Origin of the sequence: Brenneria roseae subsp. roseae (assembly GCF_003115845.1) — a bacterium.
Lineage (GTDB): Bacteria > Pseudomonadota > Gammaproteobacteria > Enterobacterales > Enterobacteriaceae > Brenneria > Brenneria roseae.
The window spans coordinates 46,577-72,376 of the sequence record NZ_KZ819040.1; the positions used below are offsets into that span (position 1 = coordinate 46,577).

A 25,800-nucleotide genomic window follows, 5' to 3' on the forward strand; every position below is an offset into this window, starting at 1 on the left:
ACCGGACTCTTTTCATAGAGCCGGATTTAATGAAATGCAGCAGTATTAGGATACCGGATGGATATTATTAAAGAATTATTGCACGCGCTCTGGCATCAGGATTTCGATATCTTAGCCGATCCCAAACTGGTCTGGACTATCTACATATTGCTGTTTTTAATTCTCTTTTTAGAAAACGGCCTCTTACCTGCCGCCTTCTTACCCGGAGATAGCCTGCTCATTCTGGTGGGTGTGCTGGTTGCCAAAGGCACCATGAACTTTCCCTTTACCATCGTATTGTTGACGACTGCCGCCAGTCTGGGGTGTTGGATCAGCTATATTCAGGGGAAATGGCTGGGTAATACACGAGTAGTACAAAGTTGGTTATCACACTTACCGGCACACTATCATCAACGCGCGCACCAGCTTTTCCATCGTCATGGCCTTTCCGCCTTGTTGATTGGGCGCTTTCTGGCATTTGTGCGTACACTGTTACCAACTATCGCCGGCTTATCGGGTCTGAACAACGCACGTTTCCAGTTCTTTAATTGGGTGAGTGCGTTGCTATGGGTATTGATTCTGGTTTCACTGGGTTTTGCTTTGGGAAAAACCCCCGTATTCCTGAAATACGAAGACGAGTTGATGTTTTTCCTGATGATGCTGCCGTTAGCTCTGCTGTTTATCGGCCTCTTTGGTTCGTTATTTGTGCTTTGGCGTAAAAAACGAACCGCTAATGCAGAAAAAGGAAATTAACTGTGTCGATCAGGTGGTTACGTTTTTCAACGTCACGCAGTGACGGCCCGAAGGGTGGAGGTCATCGCCATAAAAAAATATGGCGCCTGCTGCTCTTGGTCATGCTACCGATTCTCGCGATCACCCAATCGCCGCACCGCTATCAGAACGATGCAATGCTGCACATCAAGCCGCTGTATCAGGGGGCTGCGCTGCCGGACGGATTTTATATTTATCAACGGCTCAATGAACGCGGCATTGCCATAAAAAGCATTACGACCGCGCAGGATAGTCTGATCATCCGGCTCGCCTCTCCTGAGCAAAGCATCGCTGCCAGGGATGTGTTGCGTCTGTCATTATCCAAGGTTAACATCACCACGCTGCAAGTGGCTAAACCCACTCCATTCTGGCAGCAAAAACTTACGCAGATACAATCCAAACTGGGGTAACGATTTGAAAATACGTGTATTGGGCATCGCCTTATTATGTGGAACCTTTGGAATATCGCTGGCTAATGCGGAAAGCATCCCTGGAGGTTGCCTGCAAAAAGAACAGGAAATCCAGCGTCAGATCGACCATGCACGCCAATATGAAAACGCCCCGCGAGTCGCAGGGTTGCAAAGAGCATTAGCTGAGGTGAAGGCCCACTGTACCGATGAAGGATTGGCCGCCGAGCGCCGGGAAAAAATCGCCGAGCAACGACAGAAAGTGGCCGAGCGAAAGCAAGAGCTGAGTGAAAGCAGGCAAAAAGGCGACGCTGAAAAAGTCCTGGTGCGGGAGAAGAAACTGGCTGAAGCAGAACAAGAGTTACGCGAGTTAGAAGAGAATTAGTATTTACCATTTTCGTCTGAACATATAATTTCCCTTCGGTATCATTATTGTCTAATTTATAGCCTAAATATAAATTACTAAAATTTACAGTACGTTATCAGAATTATCCGGGCTTCGATTTACAGGCATAAATCAAAACTTCAGCTATAGTTAAATCTCTGGATTACAACATTAAGGGTTATTTAATATGGCTAAAGATCAAAATTCTGAATTTTTACGCGCTGAATTAAAATCACTGGCGGACACACTTGAAGAAGTATTAAGCACCTCCAGCGATAAATCCAAGGCAGAATTGGATAAACTGCGTAGCAAAGCAGAAACGGCCCTGAAAGAAACCCGTTCCCGCCTGAGCGATACCGGCGAGCGCATTGCCAGCCAGACTCGTGAAGCGGTGGGATGCGCAGACGATTACGTCCGTGAAAATCCGTGGACAGGCGTTGGTATCGGTGCAGCAATCGGTGTTGTGCTCGGTGTTCTACTCTCCCGCCGTTAATTAATCTGTAATTATGACTGATAAACAACGACAAGGCCCCGCAAGCGGGGCCATAGCGTCTGCGCAACGTATCATTTCCATCCTGGTCAGCATGGTGGAAACGCGGGTTCGTTTGGCCGTCATCGAGCTGGAAGAAGAAAAAACCAATCTGATTCAATTATTGATGATGGCCGGGTTGACGCTGCTTTTCGCCACGTTTGGCCTAATGACGTTAATTGCGTTAATTATTTTGGGAATTGATCCCCAGGATCGCCTGCTCGCTCTCGGGTGTATTACCGCCACGCTGCTGGGATTGGCGCTGATTATCGGGATCTGGACACTGGTAAAAGTACGCAAATCCACACTGCTTAAAGCCACCCGCAAAGAGCTGGAAACAGACCGCGCCTTGCTGGAGGACGAATCAAAATGAGTCAGCAACAGCGCAACAGGGAAAAAGCGCAACTGCTGCGCACAATACAGCAACAGCGGCTGGATCTATCCGCAGGAAAGCATGAGTGGCTGGATTCAACCGCGCATTACGATCGCTACTGGCACAGCCTGATGCAGTGGCGCAGATACTGGATTGTGGGTTCCAGCCTTATCGCGCTTTATGGCGCTCGTCACCCAAGCCGATTGATTCGTTGGGGCAGACGGGCTTTGGGTCTCTGGGGCACCTTCCGGCTTTTCCGCAAAACCTTTCCTCAACGCTGATCCCTCTCTTTTTTCAACCTAACCATACGCTGCCGCCTGGGTATGGCGTCCTGTTTTTGTCCCTTTTCTGGTCAAAAAATTTGCTATGACGATGGCAATCTCCCTCCGTTGACGGTCAAGATTATCCCTTTTAAAAGAACATCAATTTTTCTGAAAAAAACCAACAATTATACTCGCTGGTGCGCCATGCCGCGCCACTATACCATCTGTCCATAAGTTGATGACCGGGCGGATGTTCGTTTGCGACCAGCCAGTCACCAGAACATCACAGGTAAGTAAGCCTTGTAAAAATTGATTGGAGACATGATGAAAAATTTAGAAAGTACCGCGCTGTTGATCGCCCGTATTTTAATGCCGATTCTGTTCATCTCGGCAGGATATGGAAAACTGGGCGATGCCTATGCCGGCACCCAACAGTATATGCAGGCGATGGGGGTTCCGACCTTCCTGCTGCCGTTGACCATTCTGTTGGAACTGGGCGGCGGTCTGGCCGTTCTGTTTGGTCTGCTGACCCGCACCGTGGCGCTGTTCACCGCGGGCTTTACGATCCTGACGGCGCTGATTTTCCATACCAACTTCGCTGAAGGCGTGAATCAAGTGATGTTCATGAAAAACCTGACCATCGCAGGTGGCTACATTCTGCTGGCGGTAACGGGTCCGGGCACATTCAGCATCGACCGTATTCTGAATAAAAAGTGGTAAGGCAAGGCGTGCTCTGCCTGTACTACACTTAATATTCAGATAAACGACGACAAACGCAAAACGTGTCGTCGTTTTGCCATTCTTCAATTAGCGGGAGGAGTTATGGGGCAACTGATTGACGGCGTATGGCACAATACCTGGTACGAAACAAAATCTACCGGCGGACATTTCAAACGTTCGGAATCACATTTTCGCAATTGGGTCACCCCCGACGGTCAGCCAGGCATCACCGGTAATGGCGGTTTTCAGGCGGCATCAGGCCGTTACCACCTCTATGTTTCGCTTGCCTGCCCCTGGGCACACCGCACTTTATTAATGCGCCAATTAAAAGGATTGGAAACACATATTCCCATTTCTGTGGTTCATCCCCTGATGCTGGATCACGGCTGGACCTTTGGCGTCGATTTTCCAGATACGACGGGGGACACCCTTTACCAGCACGAGTTTCTCTACCAGCTCTATCTCCATGCCAAATCGGATTACAGTGGTCGGGTCACGGTACCCGTGTTGTGGGACACGGAGCAGCACACCATCGTCAGTAACGAATCCGCCGATATTATCCGCATGTTCAACAGCGCATTCGATCATGCGGGCGCCAAAGCGGGAGATTATTACCCGGCCGCGCTGCGCCCGCAGATTGATGAATTGAACGGCTGGATCTATGACAAAGTGAACAACGGCGTCTATAAGGCCGGTTTTGCCACCAGTCAGTCCGCGTATGACGAAGCAGCCACGAAAGTTTTTGTCGCCTTATCCCGGCTGGAATCCATCCTTGCGCAACAACGTTATCTGACGGGGTCTCAGTTGACCGAGGCAGACTTGCGGCTATGGACAACGCTGATACGTTTTGATCCGGTCTATCACACCCATTTTAAGTGTGATAAATACCGCTTAAGTGATTATCCGAATCTGTTTGGCTTTTTACGTGACATCTATCAGATGCCTGGCATCGCTGATACGGTGAACATGGCACATATCCGCCACCATTATTACCGGAGTCACGTCACGATCAATCCACACGGCGTGATTTCACTGGGCCCGGAACAGAATCTGAATCGCCCCCATGGGCGCGACAGAGAGTTTGCCGGTTAACTCTGGTTGATGTCAGGTTCTTCAGCTCTCCCCTTTACCGGTAAAGGGGACATTGATGGCAACGCCCTGAACGTTGCCCGCCGTCGGCAGAGTCTCAAGCCTGATTGAGCAATTTGGGAATTTCCCGCAAGCACCAGGATTTCGCTTCGCCCATACTATCTCGTCGCCAGGCCATGATGATCTGGCTCTCCATTGAGTATTCGGGGCTGACGACACGTAACCGACCTGCGGCAATATCCTGAGCAACCATGGGATAAGGCATCGTCGCCACCCCCAATCCTGCCAGCAAAGCGCGGCGTTTATCGTCCAGAGAGCTCAACGTCAGGCGCTGCTGTTTATCCAGTAACTGTACCGTTAACACCGGACGTTCACGCGCGGTATCGGCAACGGCAATCCCACGGTATTTTATCCGGGTGACATCCGATAGCGGTTCCGGCTCCTGATGAATAGGATGGTCCGGGCTGGCCACATAGACACTCTTCAACGTATAAAGTTTGCGTGTATTGATTTCGGAAGACGCGCGGAAATGCATATCCGGCGCAATAACAATATCTGCTCGCCCTTGTTCCAGACGCTCCCACGCCCCGGCTAACACTTCAGTCAGGATGGAAACCTGGGTATTGGCCTTCAGGGATAACTTATCGAGCAATGGGAAAAGCCGCTGACTGGGGATCAGTGCCTCGGTCACAATCGTCAGGTGTGTTTCCCAACCGCGGGCCAACGCCTCCGCATCCGTCGTAAGTTTGTCCGCCGCTTCCAGCAGAATACGTCCACGTTCCAGTAACATACGGCCAACGTTTGTGAATTTGGTTCGATGCCCGGAACGATCAAACAGCACCACATCCAACTCTTCTTCCAGCTTTTGCATGGTATAGCTCAGCGCAGAAGGCACGCGCCCTAACTCATCCGCCGCTGCGGCAAAGCTTCCCCGACGATCAATCGCGTCCATGACCCTTAAGGCTTCCAGCGTCAATGCCCGTTCTTTAGCCATTTGCGTACTCATTCAGGAATTTTGAATATACCGACCAGATTAACTAGCTAACAATCCAGCGTCCACACAATTACTATCTGTTTAAGAAATAAATAGTCAGGGCAATCACCATGATCATAAGAAGAGCGGCGGAGCAATGCGGTCAAGCTGACTATGGCTGGTTGCAAGCACGTTATACTTTCTCATTCGGCCACTACTTCGACCCTCAATTACTGGGCTATGCTTCGCTGCGTGTGCTAAATCAGGAAGTGCTGACGCCAGGCGCTTCCTTCCAGCCGCGCACTTATCCGCCCGTGGACATTTTAAATATCGTTCTCCAGGGAGAAGCGGAATACCGCGACAGTAACGGCCATCATATCTATGCCAAAGAGGGTGAGGTTTTACTGCTCGCGACTCAGCCGAATATCAGCTATAGCGAGCACAATGCCAGCAGCGGTAAGCCGCTGACGCGCATGCAACTGTGGCTGGATGCTTGCCCGACGCGAGAAAACGATGCGCTACAGCGCTTATCGCTGAACAAAACCGGCCATCGTTTATTGGCCTCACCAGAGGGTGAGCAAGGCAGTTTGCAACTTCGCCAACAAGTGTGGATCCATAATTTGGAATGGCAAGGAAATGAGCAACAGACCATTATGCTGCGAGGCAATCGGGCTTATTTGCAGTTGATTCATGGTTCCCTGCGCATCCATGAACAGTCAGGTCCCCAGGTGCTGCACTGTGGTGACGGTGCGTTTATCCAACATGAAACGGCGTTGACCCTAACGGCTGAAACATCACTGCGGGCCTTGTTAATCGACCTGGTTGCCTGACACTCGCCGTCTTCGCTAACGCACCTGATGAACCGGCGTCACTGGCTCGGTGTTTTTCTCTAGCCGTGATAAGATATACGCTTCGTTTCTCTATCCGTCAGGGTGATATGGCAATGGATTCAACCACACAGGACAAATTACTTGCCCAGGCTGAACAGATTTGTCAGCAGCGCGGCGTTCGTCTGACGCCACAGCGACTGGAAGTGTTACGTCTGATGGCGCAACAGTCTGGTTCCATCAGCGCCTACGATCTGCTCGATCTCTTACGGATATCAGAACCGCAGGCTAAACCGCCGACAGTTTATCGCGCCCTTGATTTCTTACTGGAGCAGGGTTTTATTCATCGGGTCGAGTCAAACAACAGCTACGTACTTTGTCACCATATTGAAGATCATAGCCACACGTCCGCACTCTTTATCTGCGACCGATGCAGTCAGGTTACCGAACGGCAGACTGAAGGGGTGGAAGAAACACTCCGTAATTTGGCGCAACAGGCGGGTTTTACTTTGCGCCACAGCGTGATTGAAGCGCATGGGCTATGTGAAAGCTGTCAGGAAGTCGCGGCATGTAAACAAACGGATCATTGCGATCACGACCACAGCATACCGATCAAAAAGCGTTAGCCCTCACGATAACTCGCAAGGGCTAATTCAGCAGACACCTCCCTGTGTATCTGGCGCATCCGCGTAGACCCGCGGTATCGTTCCTTGTCATGCCAGCTTATCCTGACTCAGCCAGCAGGATTGCCATGCCGTCAGGAATGATGGTTTTCCTTACCAGAAGTATTTGTTATGGCTTTCCCAGTCTTTGACTTCTTTCTCGGCGGCTTCCTGCTCGTAACCATAGCGTTCCTGGATCTTGCCAACCAATTGGTCACGTTTACCTTCGATAACCTTCAGATCATCGTCAGTCAGCTTACCCCACTGTTCTTTCGCTTTACCTTTAAGCTGTTTCCAGTTACCGCTGGTTTGGTCCTTATTCATAGTAATCTCCATAACTTAGGTTAAAATGGCATAAATAAATAGTTAGTTACTTATATCCATATCATCAATTTCAGCATCCATCATCAAATAAGATAAAAATGCTTACCTTTAAAATAATTATAGTAAATAATTCTGGTTATTTTATGTAAACCAGACCCTAAGTCTGAAAAAATGATTTTTATAATGATGAAATAATTTAAAAACCATATAAAAACAGGAAGTAACGCAGATATTTATTTACTCCCATCAAATGTAAATAAATATATCAACGGTATAACCCAAAAAGATCGGAGTACAGCGTCGGCAGGCAAGGTATCAAGGTGTAATGAATGAGGGGGAAGGGAATAAACAACATCGCCCCGGAACGGGGCAATGCATGAATAAATGTCAGGACGGCAAACTTATCGCCTGGCGTAGGGTGCTAAAGTCAGCTCCAGTCACCGTTACGAATTACGCCAACGGCCAGACCTTCGATTGAGAAACTCTGCTCACGCAGATCGACAACGATAGGAGAAAACGCTTCGTTTTCAGCCAGCAACTGAACCGTATTCCCCTGTTTTTTTAGTCGTTTTACCGTCACTTCATCTTCAATTCGGGCGACGACGACCTGACCATTATGAACATCCTGCGTTTTATGTACGGCCAGCAGATCGCCATCCATAATACCGATATCTTTCATCGACATGCCGTTTACCCGCAGTAAGAAATCCGCTCTGGGCCTGAACATACCGGGATCGACCTGATAATGACATTCAATATGCTCTTGCGCCAGAAGCGGCTCACCCGCAGCAACACGGCCAATCAACGGAATGCCAGCCTCTTCTTCCATCAGCAACCGGATACCACGAGATGCGCCAGATACGATTTCAATCACCCCCTTGCGCGCTAATGCTTTCAAATGCTCTTCAGCGGCATTAGGAGAACGAAACCCCAGTTGTTGGGCAATTTCTGCACGCGTAGGCGGCATACCGGTCTGCGCAATATGATCGCGGATCAGGTCATAAACCTGTTGCTGTCTGGCTGTTAATACTTTCATTCCGCCCCCTGGTTGTTTATACAGTCTTGCTGTGAGTATATACAGGTCATATCCAATTGGGAACCGGGATGTGAGTAAACCCCGGTTTTTTATTAATTTCTGCCAACCTTCACGCAAAATGCCGCCACAGAATACTGCCCCAGACGACAGCCGCCAGCAGAATAGCCACAAAAACAGCAGCCGATCCGATGTCTTTCGCCCGGCCGGATAATTCATGATGCTCCGTACCCACGCGATCCACGACGGCTTCAATCGCACTGTTCACCAGTTCAAAAAGCATGATCAACACGACCGACCCGATAAGCAACAGCTTCTCGACCAGCGTGACAGGCAGCAGACAGGCAATAACCACCCCGACTACCGTCAGCACCGTTTCCTGACGAAAAGCCGCTTCGTGCCGCCATGCCTGTTCCAGCCCCTTAAGGGAATAGCCGGTTGCCTTGATAATCCGGGTCATTCCCGTTGCTTTATTCATTTATCCTCCGTTTTTTTATAAAAATAGCTTATAAGAGATCGCCCGCATTTTAACGCTTAACCGTTGTCTCATAACCACAGATCTCCAGCGCAGTTTCTGGTATCCTTGCGACGCATTGCTAACAAGAGGCTTCAAGTTGTTATGTCAGGTTGGCGTAAAATTTACTATAAATTATTGAGTTTCCCACTCGGGCTGTTAGTGAAAAGTAAAGTCATACCCATAGATCCCGTGACTGAGCTGGGTTTAGACCCGTCACGCCCTATCCTCTATGTGTTGCCTTACAATTCTCAGGCAGATTTAATGACACTGCGGACAAAATGTCAGACGCTGGGTTTGCCTGATCCCCTGCTGCCCGTAGACATTGGCGGAGTGGAACTGCCCAGTCATGTCTTTATCAATGACGGTCCTCGTCTTTTCCGGTACTACGTTCCAAAGCAGAAATCGGTAAAACTGTTTCACGACTATCTGGATTTGCATCGCGCCAATTCCGATCTGGATGTGCAAATGGTGCCGGTTTCCGTCATGTTTGGTCGTTCGCCCGGCCGTGAAGGACAAAATCAGGCGACCCCACATTTGCGGTTGCTGAACGGTATCGAGAAATTCTTTGCCGTACTGTGGCTGGGCCGCGACAGCTTTGTCCGTTTTTCCAGTCCGGTGTCATTACGTTACATGGCCACCGAGCACGGTACTGACAAAACCATCGCCCACAAGCTGGCGCGGGTCGCCCGCATGCACTTCTCCCGTCAGCGATTGGCGGCGGTAGGGCCGCGTCTGCCGGTACGCCAGGAGCTGTTTAATAAGCTGCTTGATTCCAAGGCGATCAAAAAAGCCGTAGATGACGAAGCGCGCAGCAAAAAAATCTCCCATGAGAAAGCACAGCAAAACGCGATTGCCCTGATGGAAGAAATTGCCGCCGACTTCTCTTATGAAGCGGTTCGCCTGTCGGATCGGATATTAAGCTGGACGTGGAACCGCCTCTATCAGGGCATCAACGTCCACAACGCCGAGCGCGTACGCCAACTGGCCCAGGATGGACATGAAATCGTCTATGTCCCCTGTCACCGTAGCCACATGGACTATTTACTGCTGTCCTATGTGCTCTATCATCAGGGGCTGGTGCCCCCGCATATCGCGGCGGGCATTAACCTGAACTTCTGGCCCGCCGGCCCGATTTTCCGTCGCCTGGGCGCGTTCTTTATTCGCCGTACCTTCAAAGGCAATAAACTGTATTCCACCATTTTCCGTGAATATCTGGGCGAGCTTTTTGCCCGGGGTTACTCGGTCGAATATTTTGTTGAAGGCGGCCGTTCACGTACCGGGCGCCTGCTGGAGCCGAAGACCGGTACGCTGGCCATGACGATTCAGGCCATGTTGCGCGGCGGTACGCGCCCCATTACGCTGGTGCCTATCTATGTCGGCTATGAGCACGTCATGGAGGTCGGCACCTACGCGAAAGAACTGCGCGGCGCAACAAAAGAGAAAGAAGGCTTTATGCAGATGGTTCGCGGCTTGCGTAAATTACGCAATCTCGGACAAGGTTACGTGAACTTCGGCGAACCGCTGCCGTTAACCACCTACCTGAATCAACATGTACCGCAGTGGCGTGATGCCATTGATCCGATTGAAGCACAGCGCCCAAGCTGGCTGACGCCGACCGTGCAGGATATCGCTACGGATATCATGGTGCGCATCAACAATTCCGCTGCGGCAAATGCCATGAATCTCTGCTCAACGGCTTTGCTGGCTTCACGTCAGCGATCTCTGACCAGAGAACAAATGCAGGAACAGCTGGATTGTTATCTGCAACTGCTGCGTAACGTTCCTTACCATAAAGACATCACCGCACCGAAAAAGGCGGCGGATGAGCTGCTGGAACACGCGCTGGGCATGGATAAATTTGAAGTCGAGAAAGACAGTATCGGCGACATTATTATTCTGCCGCGGGAACAGGCCGTGTTGATGACGTATTACCGCAATAACATTCAGCACCTGCTGATATTGCCGTCGCTCATTGCCAGCATGGCGATTCATCACCGCCGCATTACGCTTGCTGAAGTGGTTCGTCAGGTGACGCTGATTTATCCGCTGCTGAAGGCCGAACTGTTTCTGCATTATTCAAAGGAACAGCTACCGCAAGTGATATCCACACTGGTAGCCGAGTTAACCCGTCAGCAGTTGTTGTGCAGCAAAGAAGGCGACTTGCTCATCAATCCGGCTCGTATCCGCACGCTGCAACTTTTAGCGGCCGGTGTACGTGAAACGCTACAACGCTATGCCATCACGTTGTCATTGCTGGGCGCGAATCCTGAGATCAATCGCGGAACGTTGGAGAAAGAGAGCCGCAACATGGCACAACGCCTGTCCGTGTTGCACGGCATCAACGCGCCTGAATTCTTCGATAAGGCCGTTTTCTCAACGCTGGTTGCGACGTTGCGCAGTGAAGGCTACATCACAGACAGCCTTGAAGCGGCTCAGGGCGATATTCTGGCGATCTACAATATTCTGGCCGATTTAATCACGCCGGAAGTCAGGTTGACGATTGAAAGCGCCAGTTCACCGGCGGAAACGGAGAATGACGCACTGCCGGCAGTGGAAAACCATTCACAGGAATAACACCGTACGCCAGACAAAAACGGCGGCGAAGTATATCGCCGCCGTTTTATCAGCAACATCCCGCGCTACAAACCCAATATCACACCGGCAAACAACGCCATACCGACATAATTATTGTTTTTAAAGGCCTTGAAACAGGCATCTCGTTCCCGCCCGGCGATCAAGCGTTGCTGATAAACAAACAGTCCAGTGGCCACCAGTAGCGAGGCATAAAAGACAGGACCCAGCGATGTGAGGTAGCCCAGCGCCGTCATCAGCAACAAGGTGCCCAATTGCAGTAAACCAATTATCAACGTATCAAAACGGCCAAACAGGATCGCTGTGGATTTGATACCGATCTTGAGATCATCATCCCGATCAACCATCGCATATTGCGTATCATAAGCAACCGTCCAGCAGATATAAGCCAGAAACATCAGCCAGCAGGTTAACGGCAGCGTTTCGCTGACTGCGGCATAGGCCATCGGAATTGACCAGCCAAACGCCGCCCCCAGAACAAACTGCGGTAAATGGCTGACGCGTTTCATAAATGGATATACCCAGGCCAATGCCAATCCGGCGACGGAAAGCCAAATGGTCATCCGATTCAACGTCAGCACCAGACCGAACGCCAGCAGAACCAGCATCACAAACAGAACTTTTGCCGCCTGTTCACTGACCATGCCGCTGGGCAGAGGACGCGAAGCGGTACGTTTCACATGGCCGTCAAAATGACGATCGGCATAATCATTGATAACGCAGCCTGCTGCACGCATTAAAAAAACCCCGGCGACGAAAACAAACAGGACCCAGGGTTCAGGTATGCCGCGACCTGCCATCCATAAGGCCCATAGCGTTGGCCACAGCAGCAGCAGGGAGCCAATCGGCTTATCAATGCGCATCAAACGACAGTAAGCCAGCCATTTTCCCGCCGTTATACTTCTTTCCAACGGACTTATCTCCTCAATTGCCGGCTAGCCTTCACAGCTATCCGTAAAATAAAGCGGTGCTTCTGGCAGAAACAGTTCAGTCAGCAGAAACGGACTGCCAGAAAGACACAAACGCGAACGCCGTGCCCACAAACCGGCACAGCATCCGGTATGAATATAATCACGCGTCAGCGTCTCTTGCTGAAACAGGTAACGACCCAACGGCTCATCACCGATCGCTTTCAAGCCCGAGCCGGCCCCTTCCAGCGTTTGCAGGGGGATCAGTGTACGACCGAACAACCATGGCCGTTCATCGCCATAAAGCACGACCTCACGCAGCCAATAACGCTCGCTGGCCGGCAAATGCTCCCGCTCATCGCCCAGTTCTGAAGAAATGACAAAACGTTCATTGCAGAGTTCAACCGTCAGTTGGGTGCAATACGTCTCAAGCCGCTGCGTCATTGAGCCCGTTTCCATCAACCAGCTCGCAATATATCCGGGCAGAACCGAAGATGGCTCAGTACACCATTCAATGGCGCGCAGAAGAGCCGGCGCATCATCAGACATTATCCCCACTCCGCCCTGGGCTGTTTCGTAAATAAAATAAACGTCTCATATTGTAGCGCAGAATGGCCTCTCTATGACACGTAATGAACCTATTGATCACGGATGAAACACGATTTCAGCAATCTTTTCATGCCGGGAAGACTTACTGATTTCAAAGGAAAAGTCACGTCATAACGCGTAAGGCAGGACAAGGGGCGGATAAGCAAGAAAAGAAACGTTCAGGCATAAAAAAACGCCTGGCGCGTCGCAAGCGTTGCAAAACAACGGCCTGAAAGTAAAAGACGTCCGCCATAAAAAAAGCACTATCCGGCATCGCCTGAGATAGTGCTTTTTTGCAAAGCGTGTATGCAAATGAAAATAATCAGGGATCAGATTGTCATCGGAACGCGGTGCCCGATGACAACGACACCTTATTACATCATGCCGCCCATTCCACCCATGCCGCCCATACCACCTGCGGCACCTAAATCTGCCTTATCATCTTTCGGCAGTTCGGTAACCATACATTCGGTGGTGATCATCAGGCCAGCGATAGAGGCCGCGTACTGCAGAGCAGAACGGGTCACCTTGGTCGGATCCAGGATACCGTAGTCCAGCATATTGCCGTATTCTTCAGTCGCAGCGTTGTAACCGTAGTTACCTTCACCCGCTTTCACGGTGTTAGCGATAACGGAGGCTTCTTCACCGGCATTAACCACGATCTGACGCAGCGGTGCTTCCATTGCGCGCAGCGCAACTTTGATGCCGACGTTCTGATCTTCGTTATCACCTTTCAGACCAGAAGCAGAGATAGAGGAAGCGGCACGAATCAGTGCAACACCGCCACCTGCAACCACGCCTTCTTCTACCGCTGCGCGGGTTGCGTGCAGGGCATCTTCAACGCGTGCTTTCTTCTCTTTCATTTCAACTTCAGTCGCTGCGCCAACTTTGATAACGGCTACGCCGCCAGCCAGTTTAGCCACACGCTCCTGCAATTTTTCTTTATCGTAGTCTGAAGTCGCATCTTCGATCTGCTGACGAATCTGGGTAACACGTCCCTGGATTGCGCCTTCGTCACCCACACCATCAATGATGATGGTGGTGTCTTTATTGATAACAACACGTTTGGCCTGACCCAGATCTTCCAGCGTCGCTTTTTCCAGTTCCAGACCGATTTCTTCAGAAATCACCGTACCTGCCGTCAGAGTAGCGATATCCTGCAGCATGGCTTTACGGCGGTCACCGAAGCCCGGCGCTTTAACCGCAGCCACTTTCACGATGCCGCGCATGGTGTTTACCACCAACGTAGCCAGCGCTTCGCCTTCAACGTCTTCTGCAATGATCAGCAGTGGTTTACCGGCTTTGGCAACGGCTTCCAGCACTGGCAGCATTTCGCGAATGTTGGAGATCTTTTTGTCAGCCAGCAGAATGAACGGGCTTTCCAGTTCAACAGAACCGGTTTCCGGTTTGTTGATGAAGTAAGGGGACAGGTAGCCGCGATCGAACTGCATACCTTCAACAACGTCCAGTTCGTCTTGCAGGCCGGTGCCTTCTTCAACAGTGATAACGCCTTCTTTGCCTACTTTTTCCATGGCTTCTGCAATCAGTTTACCCACGGTATCGTCGGAGTTTGCAGAGATGGTACCAACCTGTGCGATGGCTTTGAAATCAGAGCAAGGTACAGATTGTTTTTTCAATTCTTCAACAGCGGCGATAACCGCTTTATCGATACCACGTTTTAAATCCATCGGGTTCATGCCCGCAGCAACGGCTTTCAGACCTTCAGTGATGATGGACTGAGCCAGTACTGTTGCCGTTGTGGTACCGTCGCCCGCAGCGTCGTTCGCTTTAGAGGCAACTTCTTTTACCATCTGCGCGCCCATGTTCTCGAACTTGTCTTCCAGTTCGATTTCACGTGCGACGGAAACACCATCTTTAGTAATCGTGGGGGCACCGAAGGATTTATCCAATACTACGTTACGACCTTTCGGGCCCAGGGTAACCTTCACTGCATCAGCCAGTACATTCACGCCGCGCAGCATTTTTACGCGGGCGTCATTACCGAATTTTACGTCTTTAGCTGCCATTGGTGTATTTCCCTTAAATTCGTTCAGTTCAAATGATTACGCGCAATTACGCTTCAACAATTGCCAGAATGTCGCTTTCAGACATGATCAAAACTTCTTCGTTATCGATCTTCTCTGCCTTCACGCCATAGCCATCATTGAAAATAACGATATCGCCTACTTTCACATCCAGCGGCTTCACTTCGCCGTTTTCCAGGATGCGGCCATGGCCGATGGCCAGAACTTCACCACGGGTAGACTTACCTGCAGCGGAGCCGGTCAGAACGATACCGCCAGCAGATTTGGACTCAACTTCTTTGCGCTTGACGATCACGCGGTCATGCAATGGACGAATTTTCATTGATAGCTCTCCTTTGAGAAAGTCCATATCAGTTTTAGGATGAACGCCGGACATGCAATCATATCCGACCTTGTGGTGTTCTAAATGGGGACGTTTCCAATCCCTTCAAGGGAGGAAATACATTTTTTTTGCGTTAAGCCTCTTTTTTTATACACACGATAATAAAAAACAAGGATTATCAATTAGATAATCCTTGTATAATATTCAGCCGATCTCGCCATCAACGATCGTCCCGTTCATCCCGGTGCTCAATATTTCCGCTACCGTCATCTTTACGCTGGTATTCGCCTTCAAAGGTATTCCCGCCGGAAGAGGCCGAACCGGGACCGGAGCGCCAAATGTGCAGATGAGGCATCAGCTTTAACGTCAGACGTTTTTGTACCGGTGGCAATAACAGCAACAGTCCGAGAAAATCGGTAAAAAATCCCGGAATCAACAGCAGAAACCCCGCCAATACCAGTGAAACACTTTTCACCATTTCCGCAGCCGGGCTCTCCCCCGCCGCCATTTTCTGCTGCATTTGAATAATGGTTTTCATCCCCTGATTACGCACCAACGATACGCCGACACAAGAAGTAAACACCACCAGCAGCAGCGTTATCGCGACACCGAACACCTCTGCCACCTGAATGAACAGCGAGATCTCTATGTAGGCAAAAAGAAAGATTAATAATAACGGTAACCAGCGCACCCGGTCCTCCTGTGTGTTGAAAGCGCATTCTGTTGAAAACAGACGCAGCGATAAAAATTCAATATGTTATTTAAACCCAATACGTTAATAGAATACCCGACCGAGGACCACGCGACGACACGTGATAATTTACTGAAATGGTAGCGCAGTTGCCCATTTTCAAGCTACGACAGTACGATTTGTTGTTCTAAGATAGTCACGCGTGATGATTATCACAGTTCATTTATCTGTCCGTTATGGAACGATAAGATAGTGATCCAGACTACTATTTTTTGTTTTTCAAACAGAATATCCTCACGGAAAACAGATTCAGTTATGGTTAAACATTCTGTCGCTGTTGCCCGTGGTAATATAATCAGTTTACACCCGTCCTAGTCAGCAGCAGAACAAGAGAAGGCTCTCATGTCAGATAATATTCGTATTGAAGAAGACCTGTTAGGTACCCGGGAAGTTCCCTCCGACGCCTATTATGGTATTCATACCCTCCGGGCTATTGAAAATTTCTATATCAGCAACAACAAGATAAGCGATATTCCTGAATTTGTACGCGGCATGGTCATGGTCAAGAAGGCAGCGGCGCTGGCGAACAAAGAACTGCAAACCATCCCCCGTAAAATTGCCGATGTCATCGTCCAGGCCTGTGATGAAGTCCTGAACAACGGCAAATGTATGGATCAATTTCCGATTGATGTTTATCAGGGCGGCGCGGGAACCTCGGTAAACATGAACACCAACGAAGTATTAGCCAATATCGGTCTGGAACTGATGGGGCACTCAAAAGGTGAATATCAGTATCTGAACCCGAACGACCATCTGAACAAATGTCAGTCTACCAACGATGCTTACCCCACGGGGTTCCGTATCGCGGTATACGCATCAATCCTGAAGTTGATCGATGCACTGACCCAGCTTGGCAATGGATTTGAACGCAAAGCCAAAGAATTTGAACTCGTGTTGAAAATGGGCCGAACCCAGTTGCAGGATGCCGTTCCCATGACGCTGGGTCAGGAATTCCATGCTTTCAACGTGCTGCTGAAAGAAGAAAACAAAAACCTGCTGCGTACCGCTGAACTACTGCTGGAAGTCAATCTGGGCGCAACCGCCATCGGCACCCGGCTGAATACGCCAGACGGCTATCAGCAACTGGCGGTACAGCGGTTAGCGGAGGTCAGCGGTCTGCCTTGCGTTCCAGCGGAAGATCTGATTGAAGCAACGTCGGACTGCGGCGCTTACGTGATGGTGCACTCCTCGCTGAAACGTCTGGCGGTGAAGTTATCGAAGATCTGTAATGACCTGCGTCTGCTCTCTTCCGGACCACGTGCCGGCCTGAACGAAATCAACCTGCCGGAGCTGCAGGCGGGTTCCTCAATCATGCCAGCCAAGGTCAATCCGGTTGTGCCGGAGGTGGTGAACCAGGTGTGCTTTAAAGTCATCGGCAATGACACTTGCGTCACCATGGCGGCAGAGGCAGGACAGCTACAGTTGAACGTGATGGAACCGGTCATCGGCCAGGCCATGTTCGAGTCCACGCATATCCTGACCAACGCGTGCTACAACCTGCTGGAAAAATGCGTTAACGGCATCACGGCGAACAAAGAAGTGTGTGAGGCCTATGTCTTTAACTCTATCGGTATCGTCACCTATCTGAACCCGTTTATCGGCCACCACAACGGCGATATCGTCGGCAGAATCTGTGCGGAAACCGGTAAGAGCGTACGTGACGTCGTACTGGAACGTGGCTTGCTGACGGAAGCTGAACTGGACGATATTTTCTCCATTCAGAACCTGATGTATCCGGCATACAAAGCCAAGCGTTATACCGACGAGAACGAGCTTCCCTAAGCCCACGGTTTAATTCATATCAGGCACGCCCGTTCCCAAAGAACAGCGTGCCTTTATTTTATGCCGCGCTTAGATATAAGAAAAACTGATACCTTATTTTTTAATAATAAGAAGGAGCATTGTCATGCTTGTCCTGGAATTAATAATCGTTCTGCTCGCCATTTATCTGGGTGCACGGCTGGGAGGCATCGGCATTGGCTTTGCCGGTGGCCTGGGCGTGCTGGTCCTGACGCTGGGATTTCAGATAAAGCCTGGCGTCATCCCCTTTGATGTCATTGAGATCATCATGGCGGTTATTGCCGCGATTGCCGCCATGCAGGTAGCCGGAGGGATGGATTATCTGGTCAGTCTGGCGGAGAAACTACTGCGCCGGCAGCCTAAATACGTCACCTTTCTCGCCCCGCTGGTCACCTATTTCATGACGCTGCTGGCCGGTACGGGGCACACCGCCTTCTCTACGCTGCCCGTGATTGCCGAAGTCGCGAAAGAACAAGGTATTCGCCCCTCCCGACCGCTGTCAATCGCCGTGGTGGCCTCGCAAATTGCGATCACGGCCTCCCCGATTTCTGCTGCCGTTGTGTTCGTGGCCGGTATTCTCGAACCCCATGGCGTCAGCTACCTGATGTTGCTGGGGATCTGTATTCCCACCACGCTGACAGCCGTGTTACTCACCGCCATAGTGACCAACTTCCTGGGAAAAGACTTGAAAAATGACGATGTTTATCAGGAACGGCTGAGAAAAGGTGAAACGCTGCTGCGCGGCAACAGCAAACTGGAAATCAAACCAGGAGCCAAACGCTCAGTTATGCTGTTTCTGATTGGGATCGTTGCTGTTGTATTGTATGCCACCGCCATCAGCGACACCGTCGGGCTCATCCAAAACCCGGTGCTGCCGCGTAATGAAGCCATTGTGGTCTTTATGCTGACAATCGCCACGCTAATCTGCGTCAGCTGCAAACTAGACACCGCACGGATTCTCTCCGCCAGTACGTTTAAATCCGGTATGAGCGCCTGTATCTGCGTCATGGGCGTCGCCTGGCTGGGGGATACGTTCGTTAAAGCACACATCGCCGATATTCAGGATACCGCAGGCGCGTTATTACAAAGCTACCCGTGGATGCTGGCTGTCGTCCTGTTTTTTGCCGCGACCCTGCTTTACTCTCAGGCCGCCACAGCGAAAGCCCTGATGCCGGCAGCACTGCTGCTTGGCGTTTCTCCCGTGACGGCGGTGGCCTCATTTGCTGCCGTTTCCGCATTGTTCGTCCTGCCAACCTATCCGACTCTGCTGGCTGCGGTAGAAATGGATGACACGGGGTCAACCCGTATTGGCAAATTTGTGTTTAACCATTCATTCCTGATCCCCGGCGTTCTGGCGATCACCCTGTCAGTCATCTTCGGTTTTCTCCTCGGCAACATTCTGCTGTAAGCATTGTCTCCGTGGAAACATCTTACGGACCGACCAACCGGGTCGGTCCGTATCATTCCCCTCTCACCGCAAAGCAAGGTATAGTGTCCCTCTGTACGTTCGGGATTTTGTTCATCTGACACTGAGGATTCGATGTCTGACCGCCCTGTTTGCGATGCCGTCGTCATACTGTGTACCGCGCCTGACGAATCTTGCGCACAACAGCTTGCCAGGCTGTTACTGGAAGCGCAGCTTGCGGCCTGCGTGACACTTTTGCCTGGAGCCCAATCGCTTTATTATTGGGAAGGCCGGCTTGAGCAGCAAACTGAAGTACAGATGCTGATCAAAAGCGACATCTCACATCAGCAGGCGTTGCTGGCTCATCTGAAACACCACCACCCTTATGAAACGCCTGAACTGCTGGTGTTACCGGTAGTGGGGGGCGATAGCGATTATCTGACATGGCTCAACGCATCTTTACGCTGATTTTCCTGTTATGGACAACCTTCAGCCCCCATACCGCTGTAGCCGCGCTGTTTGGCAACGGCCAGGATTCACAGTTTCTACCGGTTGATCGGGCTTTCGCGTTTGATTTTCAGCAACGTGAAAACCAGCTAACCGTTCGCTGGGAAATACAACCGGGTTACTATCTATACCGGCAGCAGATTAAAGTTGAAGGAAACGGGGCCGTTATCGGTCCGTTCGATATTCCGGCAGGTCTAAGCCACCGGGACGAGTTTTTCGGTGAAGTATTCATCTTCAGGCAACCGCTGGCGCTGAATATTCCGCTTGTTCAGGCGGATAGCGCCGCGACTGTTCAAGTGACCTATCAGGGATGTGCCGACGCGGGCTTCTGCTACCCACCAGAAACGCGGACTATCCCGATAAGTCAGATTTTACCCGCATCTGACGACAACACGACTTCCCATCAGCCACCATCGGAAACACCGTTGCCTTTCTCTCCCTGGTGGGCGCTGTTAATTGGTATTGGCGTTGCATTTACCCCCTGCGTGCTACCGATGTATCCGCTGATATCGAGTCTGGTTCTCGGCAGAAAAGCGCAGCTGACGCTGCGTCGGACTTTTCTGCTCGCCATGACTTACGTTCAGGGGATGGCGTTAACCTATACTTTACTTGGATTGATCGTGGCGGCGGCGGGATTACGTTTTCAGGCCGCGCTCCAACACCCGTTTGTGCTGATCGGCCTGTCGGTCATATTCGTTGCGCTGGCGTTTTCCATGTTCGGCCTGTACACATTGCAACTGCCCTCTTCCCTGCAAACGCGACTGGCAGAGTGGAGTAATCGCCAGCAGGGGGGATCGCTGGCGGGCGTATTCAGCATGGGCGCACTGGCCGGGTTAATCTGCTCACCCTGTACGACGGCACCACTCAGCGCGATCCTGCTCTATATCGCCCAGAGTGGTAACCTGTTGGCTGGTGGCGCTTCGCTTTACCTGTATGCGTTAGGCATGGGGTTACCCCTGATTCTGGTGACCTTGTTCGGCAATCGACTGTTGCCGCGCAGCGGACCGTGGATGCAGCATGTCAAAGAGGCCTTTGGGTTCATCATCCTCGCCCTGCCTGTCTTTTTACTCGAACGTATACTGGGTGAGAACTGGGGTATCAGGCTGTGGAGCCTGCTTGGCGTCGCGTTTCTAGGCTGGGCTTTTATCCTGAGCCTGCGCAGTCATAAAGGAAGTATGCGCGTCATTCAGCTATTGCTGCTGGCGGGCGCGCTGATCGCGGCAAAACCACTACAGGATTGGGCATTTTCCCCTGTCGATGCACCGCAAAAACAGCATGCATCCGCGCTAACGTTTACCCCCGTCGCCACCATGACTGAGTTGAATGGCGCACTGGCGCAAAGTCATCAACCCGTCATGCTCGATCTTTACGCTGACTGGTGTGTCGCCTGTAAGGAATTTGAAAAATATACCTTTACTGACCGTCAGGTACAGGGCCGACTGTCCCGCATAACATTATTGCAGGCAGATGTGACGGCCAATCGGGCAGAGCAGAATGCCATACTGAAAAGATTGCAGATATTGGGATTGCCGACCATTCTGTTTTTTGACGCGCAGGGAAAAGAGATCCCTGGCTCACGCGTAACCGGGTTTATGGATGCGGAGAAATTTCAGACGCATTTGCAGAAATTTGTTCCTTAAACGACACTTCTTATCTGTTAATCGCTCTTCTGGAGGAGATCCAATGCAACGGGAAGATGTTCTTGAACATGCACTCACTCTGCTAGAGCAGCAAGGTTTCGCCATGACGACATTAGACATGCTGGCGAAAAAACTGGATGTTCCGGTAGAGGAATTGCAACCATTCTGGCCAAACCGCGAAGCGCTGCTTTACGATAGCCTGCGCTATCATAGCCAACAGGTAGACATCTGGCGGCGTCAGCTATTACTGGATGACACCAAAAGCATTAAACAAAAACTGCTCGCTCGCTATCAGGTACTGCATGAAGCGGTAGCCAAACAGCGTTATCCCGGCTGCCTGTTTATTGCAGCATGCAGTTTTTTTCCGGACATTAATCATCCTATTCATCAGATTGCCGAGCAGCAAAAGCAGGAATCCTATCGCTATACCCGCGACTTGCTTGAAGCGCTGGAAACCGACGATCCAGAGATGGTGGCACAGCAGATGGAATTGATTCTGGAAGGGTGCCTTAGCAACCTGTTGGTCAAACATCAGTCTTCCAGCATTGCCACCGCCCAACGGTTGGCTGAGGATGTTTTACGTTTTGCGTTATGCCGTAAGAACGGTGCATTAACCTGATGTCACGCACAACATCGGGCGTATACTGGTACTTTGGCTGAAAAGGCAGCAGTCAGCAGGGTTTTGTGCGCTTTCGCTGATAAACCCGTTGACGACACGCGGCCAATACGGTTTAATGCGCCCCGTTGCCCGGATAGCTCAGTCGGTAGAGCAGAGGATTGAAAATCCTCGTGTCCTTGGTTCGATTCCGAGTCCGGGCACCATAATTTAGTTTCAGGATGCCCTTATGCGTCCGGGAACATTGAAAAATCAGTAAGTTGATAAGAATCTGGAGTACCAATAGGTACTGCCAGATTTTTTGACATCCGTAGTTTTTGGAGGCTTAATTGGGGNGCCTCTGACAGATACCGCCATCCGCAACGCCAAGCCGTTCGATAAACCTTACAAACTCAGCGACGCGCAGGGTCTGTACCTGCTGATTAAACCCAACGGTTCTAAACTCTGGCATCTCAAATACCGCTTCGGCGGCAAAGAGAAAAAGCTGGCGTTTGGCGCTTACCCCACCGTCACGCTGGCAAATGCCCGTAAGCTACGCGAGGAAGCCCGTGCGGTACTCAGTGCAGGTGCCGATCCCGGCGTAAAAAAACAGCAGGACAAGCAAGCGAGAAAAAACGGCAATACCTTTGAAGAGATCGCCCGCAAGTGGGTGGCGGGTAATATCCGTTGGACTGAAGCCCATGCCGCCAAAGCCCTGCGCTCGCTGGAACTGCACGTCTTTCCGCTGATCGGTAAATTCCCCGTTACCGACCTGAAAACGGCCGATCTGCTAATCCCGCTGCGGGTGGCGGAGAGAAAAGGCAATCTGGAAACCGCCGCGCGGATACAGCAGCGCACCACTGCGATCATGCGCTATGCGGTACAGGAAGGACTCATCGCCAGCAACCCCGCCAACGATCTGGCCGGAGCCATTGCGCCGCCGCCAAAAAACCACTACCCCGCCCTACCGCTGGAGAAGCTGCCGGAGATGTTGGAACGGATCGAAGGCTATTCCGGCAGATTACTAACCTGTCTGGCGGTGCAGCTTAACCTGCTGATCTTTATTCGCTCCAGCGAGCTACGCTTTGCCCGCTGGACGGAGATCGATCTGGATGCCGCAATGTGGACCATCCCCGCGCAACGTGAACCCATTCCGGGCGTGCGTTATTCAGAGCGCGGCGCGAAGATGAAAACACCACATCTGGTGCCGCTGTCAACACAGACGGTAACTGTACTGAAGCAGCTAAAACTGCTGTCCGGTAGCAGTGAATCGCTGTTTCCCGGCGACCACGATCCGCGCAAACCGATGAGCGAAAACACCATCAACAAGGCGCTGCGCACGATGGGCTATGACACGCAGGTGGACGTTTGCGGTCATGGTTTCCGCACGATGGCCTGTAGCGCGTTGATTGAATCAGGTCGCTGGTCAAAAGACGCCGTGGAGCGGCAGATGAGCCATCAGGAGCGTAACCACGTTCGCGCTGCCTATATTCACAAAGCGGAACACCTCGACGAACGCACACAGATGATGCAATGGTGGTCGGACTATCTCGACGCCTGTCGGCAGAAATTCATCCCGGCTTACCGTTTTGAGAGGCATATTCAGGTTGCCTGAACCCGCGACTGATTGACGCCGAAAAGCAGATCTCTGCGCCAGCGGGGGATCTGCTTTTTTTACTTGCTCCAGTTCACTGACGCCGGAAAATCGCAGAACTGCACCAGATTCCCCGTCGAACGAACATAGAACAGCGCCAATCACGGCCTTTTCAGCCCTTTAGCCCTTTCCGGTTTGGCGCTGTTACCCTTAGCCTTCCTTTACCCTTTAGGCCTTTTCCCTTTCGCTGCACCAGCACGGAAACTCACTCCTCTCCCCGCCGTCCGTAAACCTGCGCCACATAACGCCCGCGCCCGTCGCCGTGACCTAAATCCATCGCCGTCAGCGCCAGCGCTTCTTTTTCGCTGAATCCGTGCGCCAGATAATGACGAATGGCATCCTGCGCCCAGGCGTAGCGCAATGAATGCGGGGAATATGCGCCAGTCAAGCCGATACGCGAAGCCTGACCGTGCCAATATTTCATCGAGCTTTTCAGGTCGGGCCTGTCAATCAGCCTGCCATTGCGCTGTTCTGCCACAGCCAGCGCATTTTCCAGCGCTTTTCTGACTGCGTCAGCGTCCAAAATCACCGTCTCGCGAGACCGCCCGCCTTTAGTGCCAAACACCACGGTCAGCCGGGATTCACCGCGATCCAGCGCCTGTTTCCATGTCCTAAGCGATTGCACACACTGCACCGCTTCCTGTGAACGCAGGCCCATCAACCTTGATAGTTCCAGTGCCGCCGCCATCCCGGCGTCTTTTGCACGAATGGTTTCCAGCACCTGCCAATAATGCTCCGCCGTGATGGCCTGCCGAGTACCGTTGCGGGATGCGCCGGATAAGCCGAGCGATTTATTGGACAGCCGTTCACTGGCAGCCAACCGATCACGCCCGGCCTGCTTCAGCAGACAGCGGAGCGCTGCCATTTCGTTTTGCAGGCTGCGTTTCGTTATGCCCTGTTCCTGCCGCCCACGAATGTAATTCTCAATATGTCGGGCTTTCAGTTGCTCCACCCGGCGGATCTGTACATTCTGCCCCAGTAAGCGCTCACAAAATCGCTGAGCCAGCCTAATACGGTCGTGAACGGTTTTATGGCTACCGCCCGCCTGTCGCGCCAGCGTTTTCATTTCCTGCTCCAGAAGACTCATTTTTACATGTCCCCTTTTCATGATTACCGCAAAATCCAAAACAGATACAACCTTCCCCGGCGCATAGGCCGATAGCCCCTGATTTTTGTCGGGGCTGCGAACGATACCTGAGCGCCGGGGCGGCAGCCGTTGAGGTGTTGCGGGGCTTCGGTTGTGCTCTCTGAGCAGCCGCCCGCTGGCGCGGGTTATCCCCCGGATCGTCCTGATCCCCCTCCGGTATCGGTTCAAGTTCTCCTGTGAGTGAAAGTGGGTGGAATCACGGTGTCAGAATCCCGCCGTGCGTTGGCGCAGTTGAATTGTCTGGTGCAGTGAAAGGGCGTTGGTGCGTCACTTTCCCGCTCTACGCGGTTAAAGTGACGCACTGGACTGGCGCAGTGATTAAAAATTGGAATTCTGGTGCAGGATTGCGGTCACACGGCAGCAAAGCCGCTGTCTTTACAGGCCGCGGCCCGTCACGTTTATAGACTGGTGCAGAGAGTGAAGGATGACCTTAACCATCGGTAGGATGGCCCGGCGGTTTGCAAAGGTAGCCGCCGGTAAGGGATTGACCATCCTGATTCATCAGGCGCTTCTCTCAGGTCGTGAAGCATTTTGTGCAGGCGAAAACTTACACCCGTGGCAACAAGGCAGAAAGGGAAAACTGTTTTTTGCTTTTATAGAGTTGTTTGTTGATTTTTTCGTCATTTTATGAATGTAAAGCTGCCGCGCTTCGCTTGCCTTCTCCCGTCCCATTATCCGCGTTCGCCGATAATGGGACGGGAGAGGTTGTTTTACTTTAGCGTTCTTCGGGATTGCGGTAACGGGAAGGCCAGATTTCCTCAGGCGAAACGCCTAGCGCTTCAGCAATCAGCCGTTCTCCCTTGGGCCAGTGTTTTGTCAGCGCATTCGCCAGCGTGGAAGAGGCCAGCCCTGCGTTACGCGAAACCGCCGCCAGCGACTTTCCCCGCTTTTTCAGCGCCGCAATAATATCGGCGGAATGCCAGTCCTGTTGATTCATACCGCCTCCTCATTAATACATTTCACACCATCCGCTGTACGTATCCAGCGCGGGGCT

The 25,800-nt window shown here is 51.5% G+C and carries 28 protein-coding genes, 1 tRNA gene and 1 pseudogene; 19 read left to right on the forward strand and 11 right to left on the reverse strand.

Going from position 1 to position 25,800, the window contains the following annotated elements; all coding sequences use genetic code 11:
* Positions 1 to 57: 57 nt before the first annotated feature.
* From DDT52_RS19575 to DDT52_RS19610, 8 genes are all read left to right on the forward strand, one after another.
* Complete coding sequence (locus DDT52_RS19575; RefSeq protein WP_136157839.1) at positions 58 to 732, forward strand: DedA family protein; 675 nt, start codon at positions 58 to 60, stop codon at positions 730 to 732.
* 101 nt (positions 733 to 833) lie between these two features.
* Positions 834 to 1,160, forward strand: coding sequence for an EnvZ/OmpR regulon moderator MzrA (gene mzrA / locus DDT52_RS19580; RefSeq protein ID WP_109054005.1), 327 nt, complete (start codon positions 834 to 836; stop codon positions 1,158 to 1,160).
* Positions 1,161 to 1,164: 4 nt separating this feature from the next.
* Positions 1,165 to 1,542, forward strand: a complete 378-nt coding sequence (locus DDT52_RS19585; protein ID WP_247595600.1) for a DUF1090 domain-containing protein — start codon at positions 1,165 to 1,167, stop codon at positions 1,540 to 1,542.
* Positions 1,543 to 1,729: 187 nt separating this feature from the next.
* Positions 1,730 to 2,035 (forward strand): ElaB/YgaM/YqjD family protein, encoded by a 306-nt coding sequence (locus DDT52_RS19590; RefSeq protein ID WP_109053954.1) that lies wholly within the window; start codon positions 1,730 to 1,732, stop codon positions 2,033 to 2,035.
* Positions 2,036 to 2,048: 13 nt separating this feature from the next.
* Positions 2,049 to 2,444: a phage holin family protein gene (locus DDT52_RS19595; protein ID WP_136157841.1), complete on the forward strand. Its 396-nt coding sequence runs from the start codon at positions 2,049 to 2,051 to the stop codon at positions 2,442 to 2,444.
* On the forward strand, positions 2,441 to 2,725 hold the full coding sequence (locus DDT52_RS19600; RefSeq protein ID WP_136157842.1) for a YqjK-like family protein: 285 nt from the start codon (positions 2,441 to 2,443) through the stop codon (positions 2,723 to 2,725). The genes DDT52_RS19595 and DDT52_RS19600 overlap by 4 nt, the downstream gene beginning before the upstream one ends.
* A gap of 306 nt (positions 2,726 to 3,031) precedes the next feature.
* Complete coding sequence (locus tag DDT52_RS19605) at positions 3,032 to 3,427, forward strand: DoxX family protein (RefSeq protein ID WP_136157843.1); 396 nt, start codon at positions 3,032 to 3,034, stop codon at positions 3,425 to 3,427.
* A gap of 102 nt (positions 3,428 to 3,529) precedes the next feature.
* Positions 3,530 to 4,519 (forward strand): glutathione S-transferase family protein, encoded by a 990-nt coding sequence (locus DDT52_RS19610; RefSeq protein WP_136157844.1) that lies wholly within the window; start codon positions 3,530 to 3,532, stop codon positions 4,517 to 4,519.
* Between the two features lie 94 nt (positions 4,520 to 4,613).
* Here DDT52_RS19610 and DDT52_RS19615 read toward each other — a convergent pair whose 3' ends face one another.
* Entirely contained in the window at positions 4,614 to 5,510 is an 897-nt protein-coding gene (locus tag DDT52_RS19615) for a LysR family transcriptional regulator (RefSeq protein ID WP_109053950.1), read from the reverse strand.
* A gap of 110 nt (positions 5,511 to 5,620) precedes the next feature.
* Here DDT52_RS19615 and DDT52_RS19620 point away from each other — a divergent pair, with 110 nt between their 5' ends.
* Complete coding sequence (locus tag DDT52_RS19620) at positions 5,621 to 6,319, forward strand: pirin family protein (protein ID WP_136157845.1); 699 nt, start codon at positions 5,621 to 5,623, stop codon at positions 6,317 to 6,319.
* Between the two features lie 113 nt (positions 6,320 to 6,432).
* Entirely contained in the window at positions 6,433 to 6,942 is a 510-nt protein-coding gene (zur, locus tag DDT52_RS19625) for a zinc uptake transcriptional repressor Zur (RefSeq protein ID WP_136157846.1), read from the forward strand.
* A gap of 150 nt (positions 6,943 to 7,092) precedes the next feature.
* Here the strand turns inward: zur and DDT52_RS19630 are convergent, their stop codons facing one another.
* The 3 genes from DDT52_RS19630 to DDT52_RS19640 all read right to left on the reverse strand — a co-directional run bounded on the left by DDT52_RS19630 (position 7,093) and on the right by DDT52_RS19640 (position 8,813).
* Complete coding sequence (locus DDT52_RS19630) at positions 7,093 to 7,302, reverse strand: CsbD family protein (protein WP_136157847.1); 210 nt, start codon at positions 7,300 to 7,302, stop codon at positions 7,093 to 7,095.
* Between the two features lie 427 nt (positions 7,303 to 7,729).
* Positions 7,730 to 8,338 (reverse strand): transcriptional repressor LexA, encoded by a 609-nt coding sequence (lexA, locus tag DDT52_RS19635; protein ID WP_136157848.1) that lies wholly within the window; start codon positions 8,336 to 8,338, stop codon positions 7,730 to 7,732.
* Positions 8,339 to 8,447: 109 nt separating this feature from the next.
* A complete protein-coding gene (locus tag DDT52_RS19640) occupies positions 8,448 to 8,813 on the reverse strand; it encodes a diacylglycerol kinase (protein ID WP_136157849.1) in 366 nt (121 codons plus the stop codon).
* A gap of 141 nt (positions 8,814 to 8,954) precedes the next feature.
* On the opposite strand from DDT52_RS19640, the gene plsB reads away from it, so the two are divergent.
* On the forward strand, positions 8,955 to 11,426 hold the full coding sequence (gene plsB, locus DDT52_RS19645) for a glycerol-3-phosphate 1-O-acyltransferase PlsB (RefSeq protein ID WP_136157850.1): 2,472 nt from the start codon (positions 8,955 to 8,957) through the stop codon (positions 11,424 to 11,426).
* Between the two features lie 65 nt (positions 11,427 to 11,491).
* Here the strand turns inward: plsB and ubiA are convergent, their stop codons facing one another.
* From ubiA to DDT52_RS19670, 5 genes are all read right to left on the reverse strand, one after another.
* The gene (ubiA, locus tag DDT52_RS19650) at positions 11,492 to 12,355 is read right to left on the reverse strand and encodes a 4-hydroxybenzoate octaprenyltransferase (protein ID WP_136157851.1); all 864 of its coding nucleotides are present in this window, start codon (positions 12,353 to 12,355) and stop codon (positions 11,492 to 11,494) included.
* Positions 12,356 to 12,379: 24 nt separating this feature from the next.
* Positions 12,380 to 12,901 (reverse strand): chorismate lyase, encoded by a 522-nt coding sequence (ubiC, locus tag DDT52_RS19655; RefSeq protein WP_136157852.1) that lies wholly within the window; start codon positions 12,899 to 12,901, stop codon positions 12,380 to 12,382.
* Between the two features lie 413 nt (positions 12,902 to 13,314).
* Complete coding sequence (gene groL / locus DDT52_RS19660; RefSeq protein WP_136157853.1) at positions 13,315 to 14,967, reverse strand: chaperonin GroEL; 1,653 nt, start codon at positions 14,965 to 14,967, stop codon at positions 13,315 to 13,317.
* 46 nt (positions 14,968 to 15,013) lie between these two features.
* Positions 15,014 to 15,307: a co-chaperone GroES gene (locus DDT52_RS19665; RefSeq protein ID WP_048636335.1), complete on the reverse strand. Its 294-nt coding sequence runs from the start codon at positions 15,305 to 15,307 to the stop codon at positions 15,014 to 15,016.
* Positions 15,308 to 15,527: 220 nt separating this feature from the next.
* Entirely contained in the window at positions 15,528 to 15,998 is a 471-nt protein-coding gene (locus DDT52_RS19670; RefSeq protein ID WP_109053941.1) for an FxsA family protein, read from the reverse strand.
* Between the two features lie 402 nt (positions 15,999 to 16,400).
* Here DDT52_RS19670 and aspA point away from each other — a divergent pair, with 402 nt between their 5' ends.
* The 7 genes and pseudogenes from aspA to DDT52_RS19705 form a co-directional block, all read left to right on the forward strand.
* Complete coding sequence (gene aspA / locus DDT52_RS19675; protein ID WP_136157854.1) at positions 16,401 to 17,840, forward strand: aspartate ammonia-lyase; 1,440 nt, start codon at positions 16,401 to 16,403, stop codon at positions 17,838 to 17,840.
* Positions 17,841 to 17,964: 124 nt separating this feature from the next.
* The gene (locus DDT52_RS19680) at positions 17,965 to 19,266 is read left to right on the forward strand and encodes an anaerobic C4-dicarboxylate transporter (protein ID WP_136157855.1); all 1,302 of its coding nucleotides are present in this window, start codon (positions 17,965 to 17,967) and stop codon (positions 19,264 to 19,266) included.
* A 132-nt stretch (positions 19,267 to 19,398) separates the two neighbouring features.
* Positions 19,399 to 19,731, forward strand: a complete 333-nt coding sequence (gene cutA / locus DDT52_RS19685) for a divalent cation tolerance protein CutA (protein WP_136157856.1) — start codon at positions 19,399 to 19,401, stop codon at positions 19,729 to 19,731.
* Positions 19,707 to 21,410: a protein-disulfide reductase DsbD gene (locus tag DDT52_RS19690; protein ID WP_136157857.1), complete on the forward strand. Its 1,704-nt coding sequence runs from the start codon at positions 19,707 to 19,709 to the stop codon at positions 21,408 to 21,410. The genes cutA and DDT52_RS19690 overlap by 25 nt, the downstream gene beginning before the upstream one ends.
* A gap of 43 nt (positions 21,411 to 21,453) precedes the next feature.
* Positions 21,454 to 22,029 (forward strand): transcriptional regulator, encoded by a 576-nt coding sequence (locus tag DDT52_RS19695; protein ID WP_109053936.1) that lies wholly within the window; start codon positions 21,454 to 21,456, stop codon positions 22,027 to 22,029.
* A gap of 127 nt (positions 22,030 to 22,156) precedes the next feature.
* Positions 22,157 to 22,232, forward strand: a tRNA-Phe gene (locus DDT52_RS19700).
* A 130-nt stretch (positions 22,233 to 22,362) separates the two neighbouring features.
* Positions 22,363 to 23,620: pseudogene (locus DDT52_RS19705) on the forward strand (tyrosine-type recombinase/integrase); the annotation flags it as partial.
* 244 nt (positions 23,621 to 23,864) lie between these two features.
* On the opposite strand, the gene DDT52_RS19710 reads toward DDT52_RS19705, so the two are convergent.
* Positions 23,865 to 24,746, reverse strand: coding sequence for an integrase domain-containing protein (locus DDT52_RS19710; RefSeq protein ID WP_048635962.1), 882 nt, complete (start codon positions 24,744 to 24,746; stop codon positions 23,865 to 23,867).
* 484 nt (positions 24,747 to 25,230) lie between these two features.
* Here DDT52_RS19710 and DDT52_RS19720 point away from each other — a divergent pair, with 484 nt between their 5' ends.
* Positions 25,231 to 25,437, forward strand: a complete 207-nt coding sequence (locus tag DDT52_RS19720) for a hypothetical protein (protein ID WP_136157858.1) — start codon at positions 25,231 to 25,233, stop codon at positions 25,435 to 25,437.
* Positions 25,438 to 25,521: 84 nt separating this feature from the next.
* Here the strand turns inward: DDT52_RS19720 and DDT52_RS19725 are convergent, their stop codons facing one another.
* Positions 25,522 to 25,743 carry a helix-turn-helix domain-containing protein gene (locus DDT52_RS19725; protein ID WP_048635964.1) on the reverse strand — a complete coding sequence of 74 codons (222 nt, stop codon included), beginning with the start codon at positions 25,741 to 25,743 and terminating at the stop codon, positions 25,522 to 25,524.
* Between the last annotated feature and the right edge of the window lie 57 nt (positions 25,744 to 25,800).

Coding starts and splice junctions, on each gene's coding strand:
- DDT52_RS19575 (WP_136157839.1), top strand. CDS start 58: ATGGATATTATTAAAGAATTATTGCACGCGCTCTGGCATCAGGATTTC.
- mzrA (WP_109054005.1), top strand. CDS start 834: ATGCTACCGATTCTCGCGATCACCCAATCGCCGCACCGCTATCAGAAC.
- DDT52_RS19590 (WP_109053954.1), top strand. CDS start 1,730: ATGGCTAAAGATCAAAATTCTGAATTTTTACGCGCTGAATTAAAATCA.
- DDT52_RS19595 (WP_136157841.1), top strand. CDS start 2,049: ATGACTGATAAACAACGACAAGGCCCCGCAAGCGGGGCCATAGCGTCT.
- DDT52_RS19600 (WP_136157842.1), top strand. CDS start 2,441: ATGAGTCAGCAACAGCGCAACAGGGAAAAAGCGCAACTGCTGCGCACA.
- DDT52_RS19605 (WP_136157843.1), top strand. CDS start 3,032: ATGAAAAATTTAGAAAGTACCGCGCTGTTGATCGCCCGTATTTTAATG.
- DDT52_RS19610 (WP_136157844.1), top strand. CDS start 3,530: ATGGGGCAACTGATTGACGGCGTATGGCACAATACCTGGTACGAAACA.
- DDT52_RS19615 (WP_109053950.1), bottom strand. CDS start 5,510: ATGGCTAAAGAACGGGCATTGACGCTGGAAGCCTTAAGGGTCATGGAC.
- DDT52_RS19620 (WP_136157845.1), top strand. CDS start 5,621: ATGATCATAAGAAGAGCGGCGGAGCAATGCGGTCAAGCTGACTATGGC.
- zur (WP_136157846.1), top strand. CDS start 6,433: ATGGATTCAACCACACAGGACAAATTACTTGCCCAGGCTGAACAGATT.
- DDT52_RS19630 (WP_136157847.1), bottom strand. CDS start 7,302: ATGAATAAGGACCAAACCAGCGGTAACTGGAAACAGCTTAAAGGTAAA.
- lexA (WP_136157848.1), bottom strand. CDS start 8,338: ATGAAAGTATTAACAGCCAGACAGCAACAGGTTTATGACCTGATCCGC.
- DDT52_RS19640 (WP_136157849.1), bottom strand. CDS start 8,813: ATGAATAAAGCAACGGGAATGACCCGGATTATCAAGGCAACCGGCTAT.
- plsB (WP_136157850.1), top strand. CDS start 8,955: ATGTCAGGTTGGCGTAAAATTTACTATAAATTATTGAGTTTCCCACTC.
- ubiC (WP_136157852.1), bottom strand. CDS start 12,901: ATGTCTGATGATGCGCCGGCTCTTCTGCGCGCCATTGAATGGTGTACT.
- groL (WP_136157853.1), bottom strand. CDS start 14,967: ATGGCAGCTAAAGACGTAAAATTCGGTAATGACGCCCGCGTAAAAATG.
- DDT52_RS19665 (WP_048636335.1), bottom strand. CDS start 15,307: ATGAAAATTCGTCCATTGCATGACCGCGTGATCGTCAAGCGCAAAGAA.
- aspA (WP_136157854.1), top strand. CDS start 16,401: ATGTCAGATAATATTCGTATTGAAGAAGACCTGTTAGGTACCCGGGAA.
- DDT52_RS19680 (WP_136157855.1), top strand. CDS start 17,965: ATGCTTGTCCTGGAATTAATAATCGTTCTGCTCGCCATTTATCTGGGT.
- cutA (WP_136157856.1), top strand. CDS start 19,399: ATGTCTGACCGCCCTGTTTGCGATGCCGTCGTCATACTGTGTACCGCG.
- DDT52_RS19690 (WP_136157857.1), top strand. CDS start 19,707: ATGGCTCAACGCATCTTTACGCTGATTTTCCTGTTATGGACAACCTTC.
- DDT52_RS19695 (WP_109053936.1), top strand. CDS start 21,454: ATGCAACGGGAAGATGTTCTTGAACATGCACTCACTCTGCTAGAGCAG.
- DDT52_RS19710 (WP_048635962.1), bottom strand. CDS start 24,746: ATGAGTCTTCTGGAGCAGGAAATGAAAACGCTGGCGCGACAGGCGGGC.
- DDT52_RS19720 (WP_136157858.1), top strand. CDS start 25,231: ATGACCTTAACCATCGGTAGGATGGCCCGGCGGTTTGCAAAGGTAGCC.
- DDT52_RS19725 (WP_048635964.1), bottom strand. CDS start 25,743: ATGAATCAACAGGACTGGCATTCCGCCGATATTATTGCGGCGCTGAAA.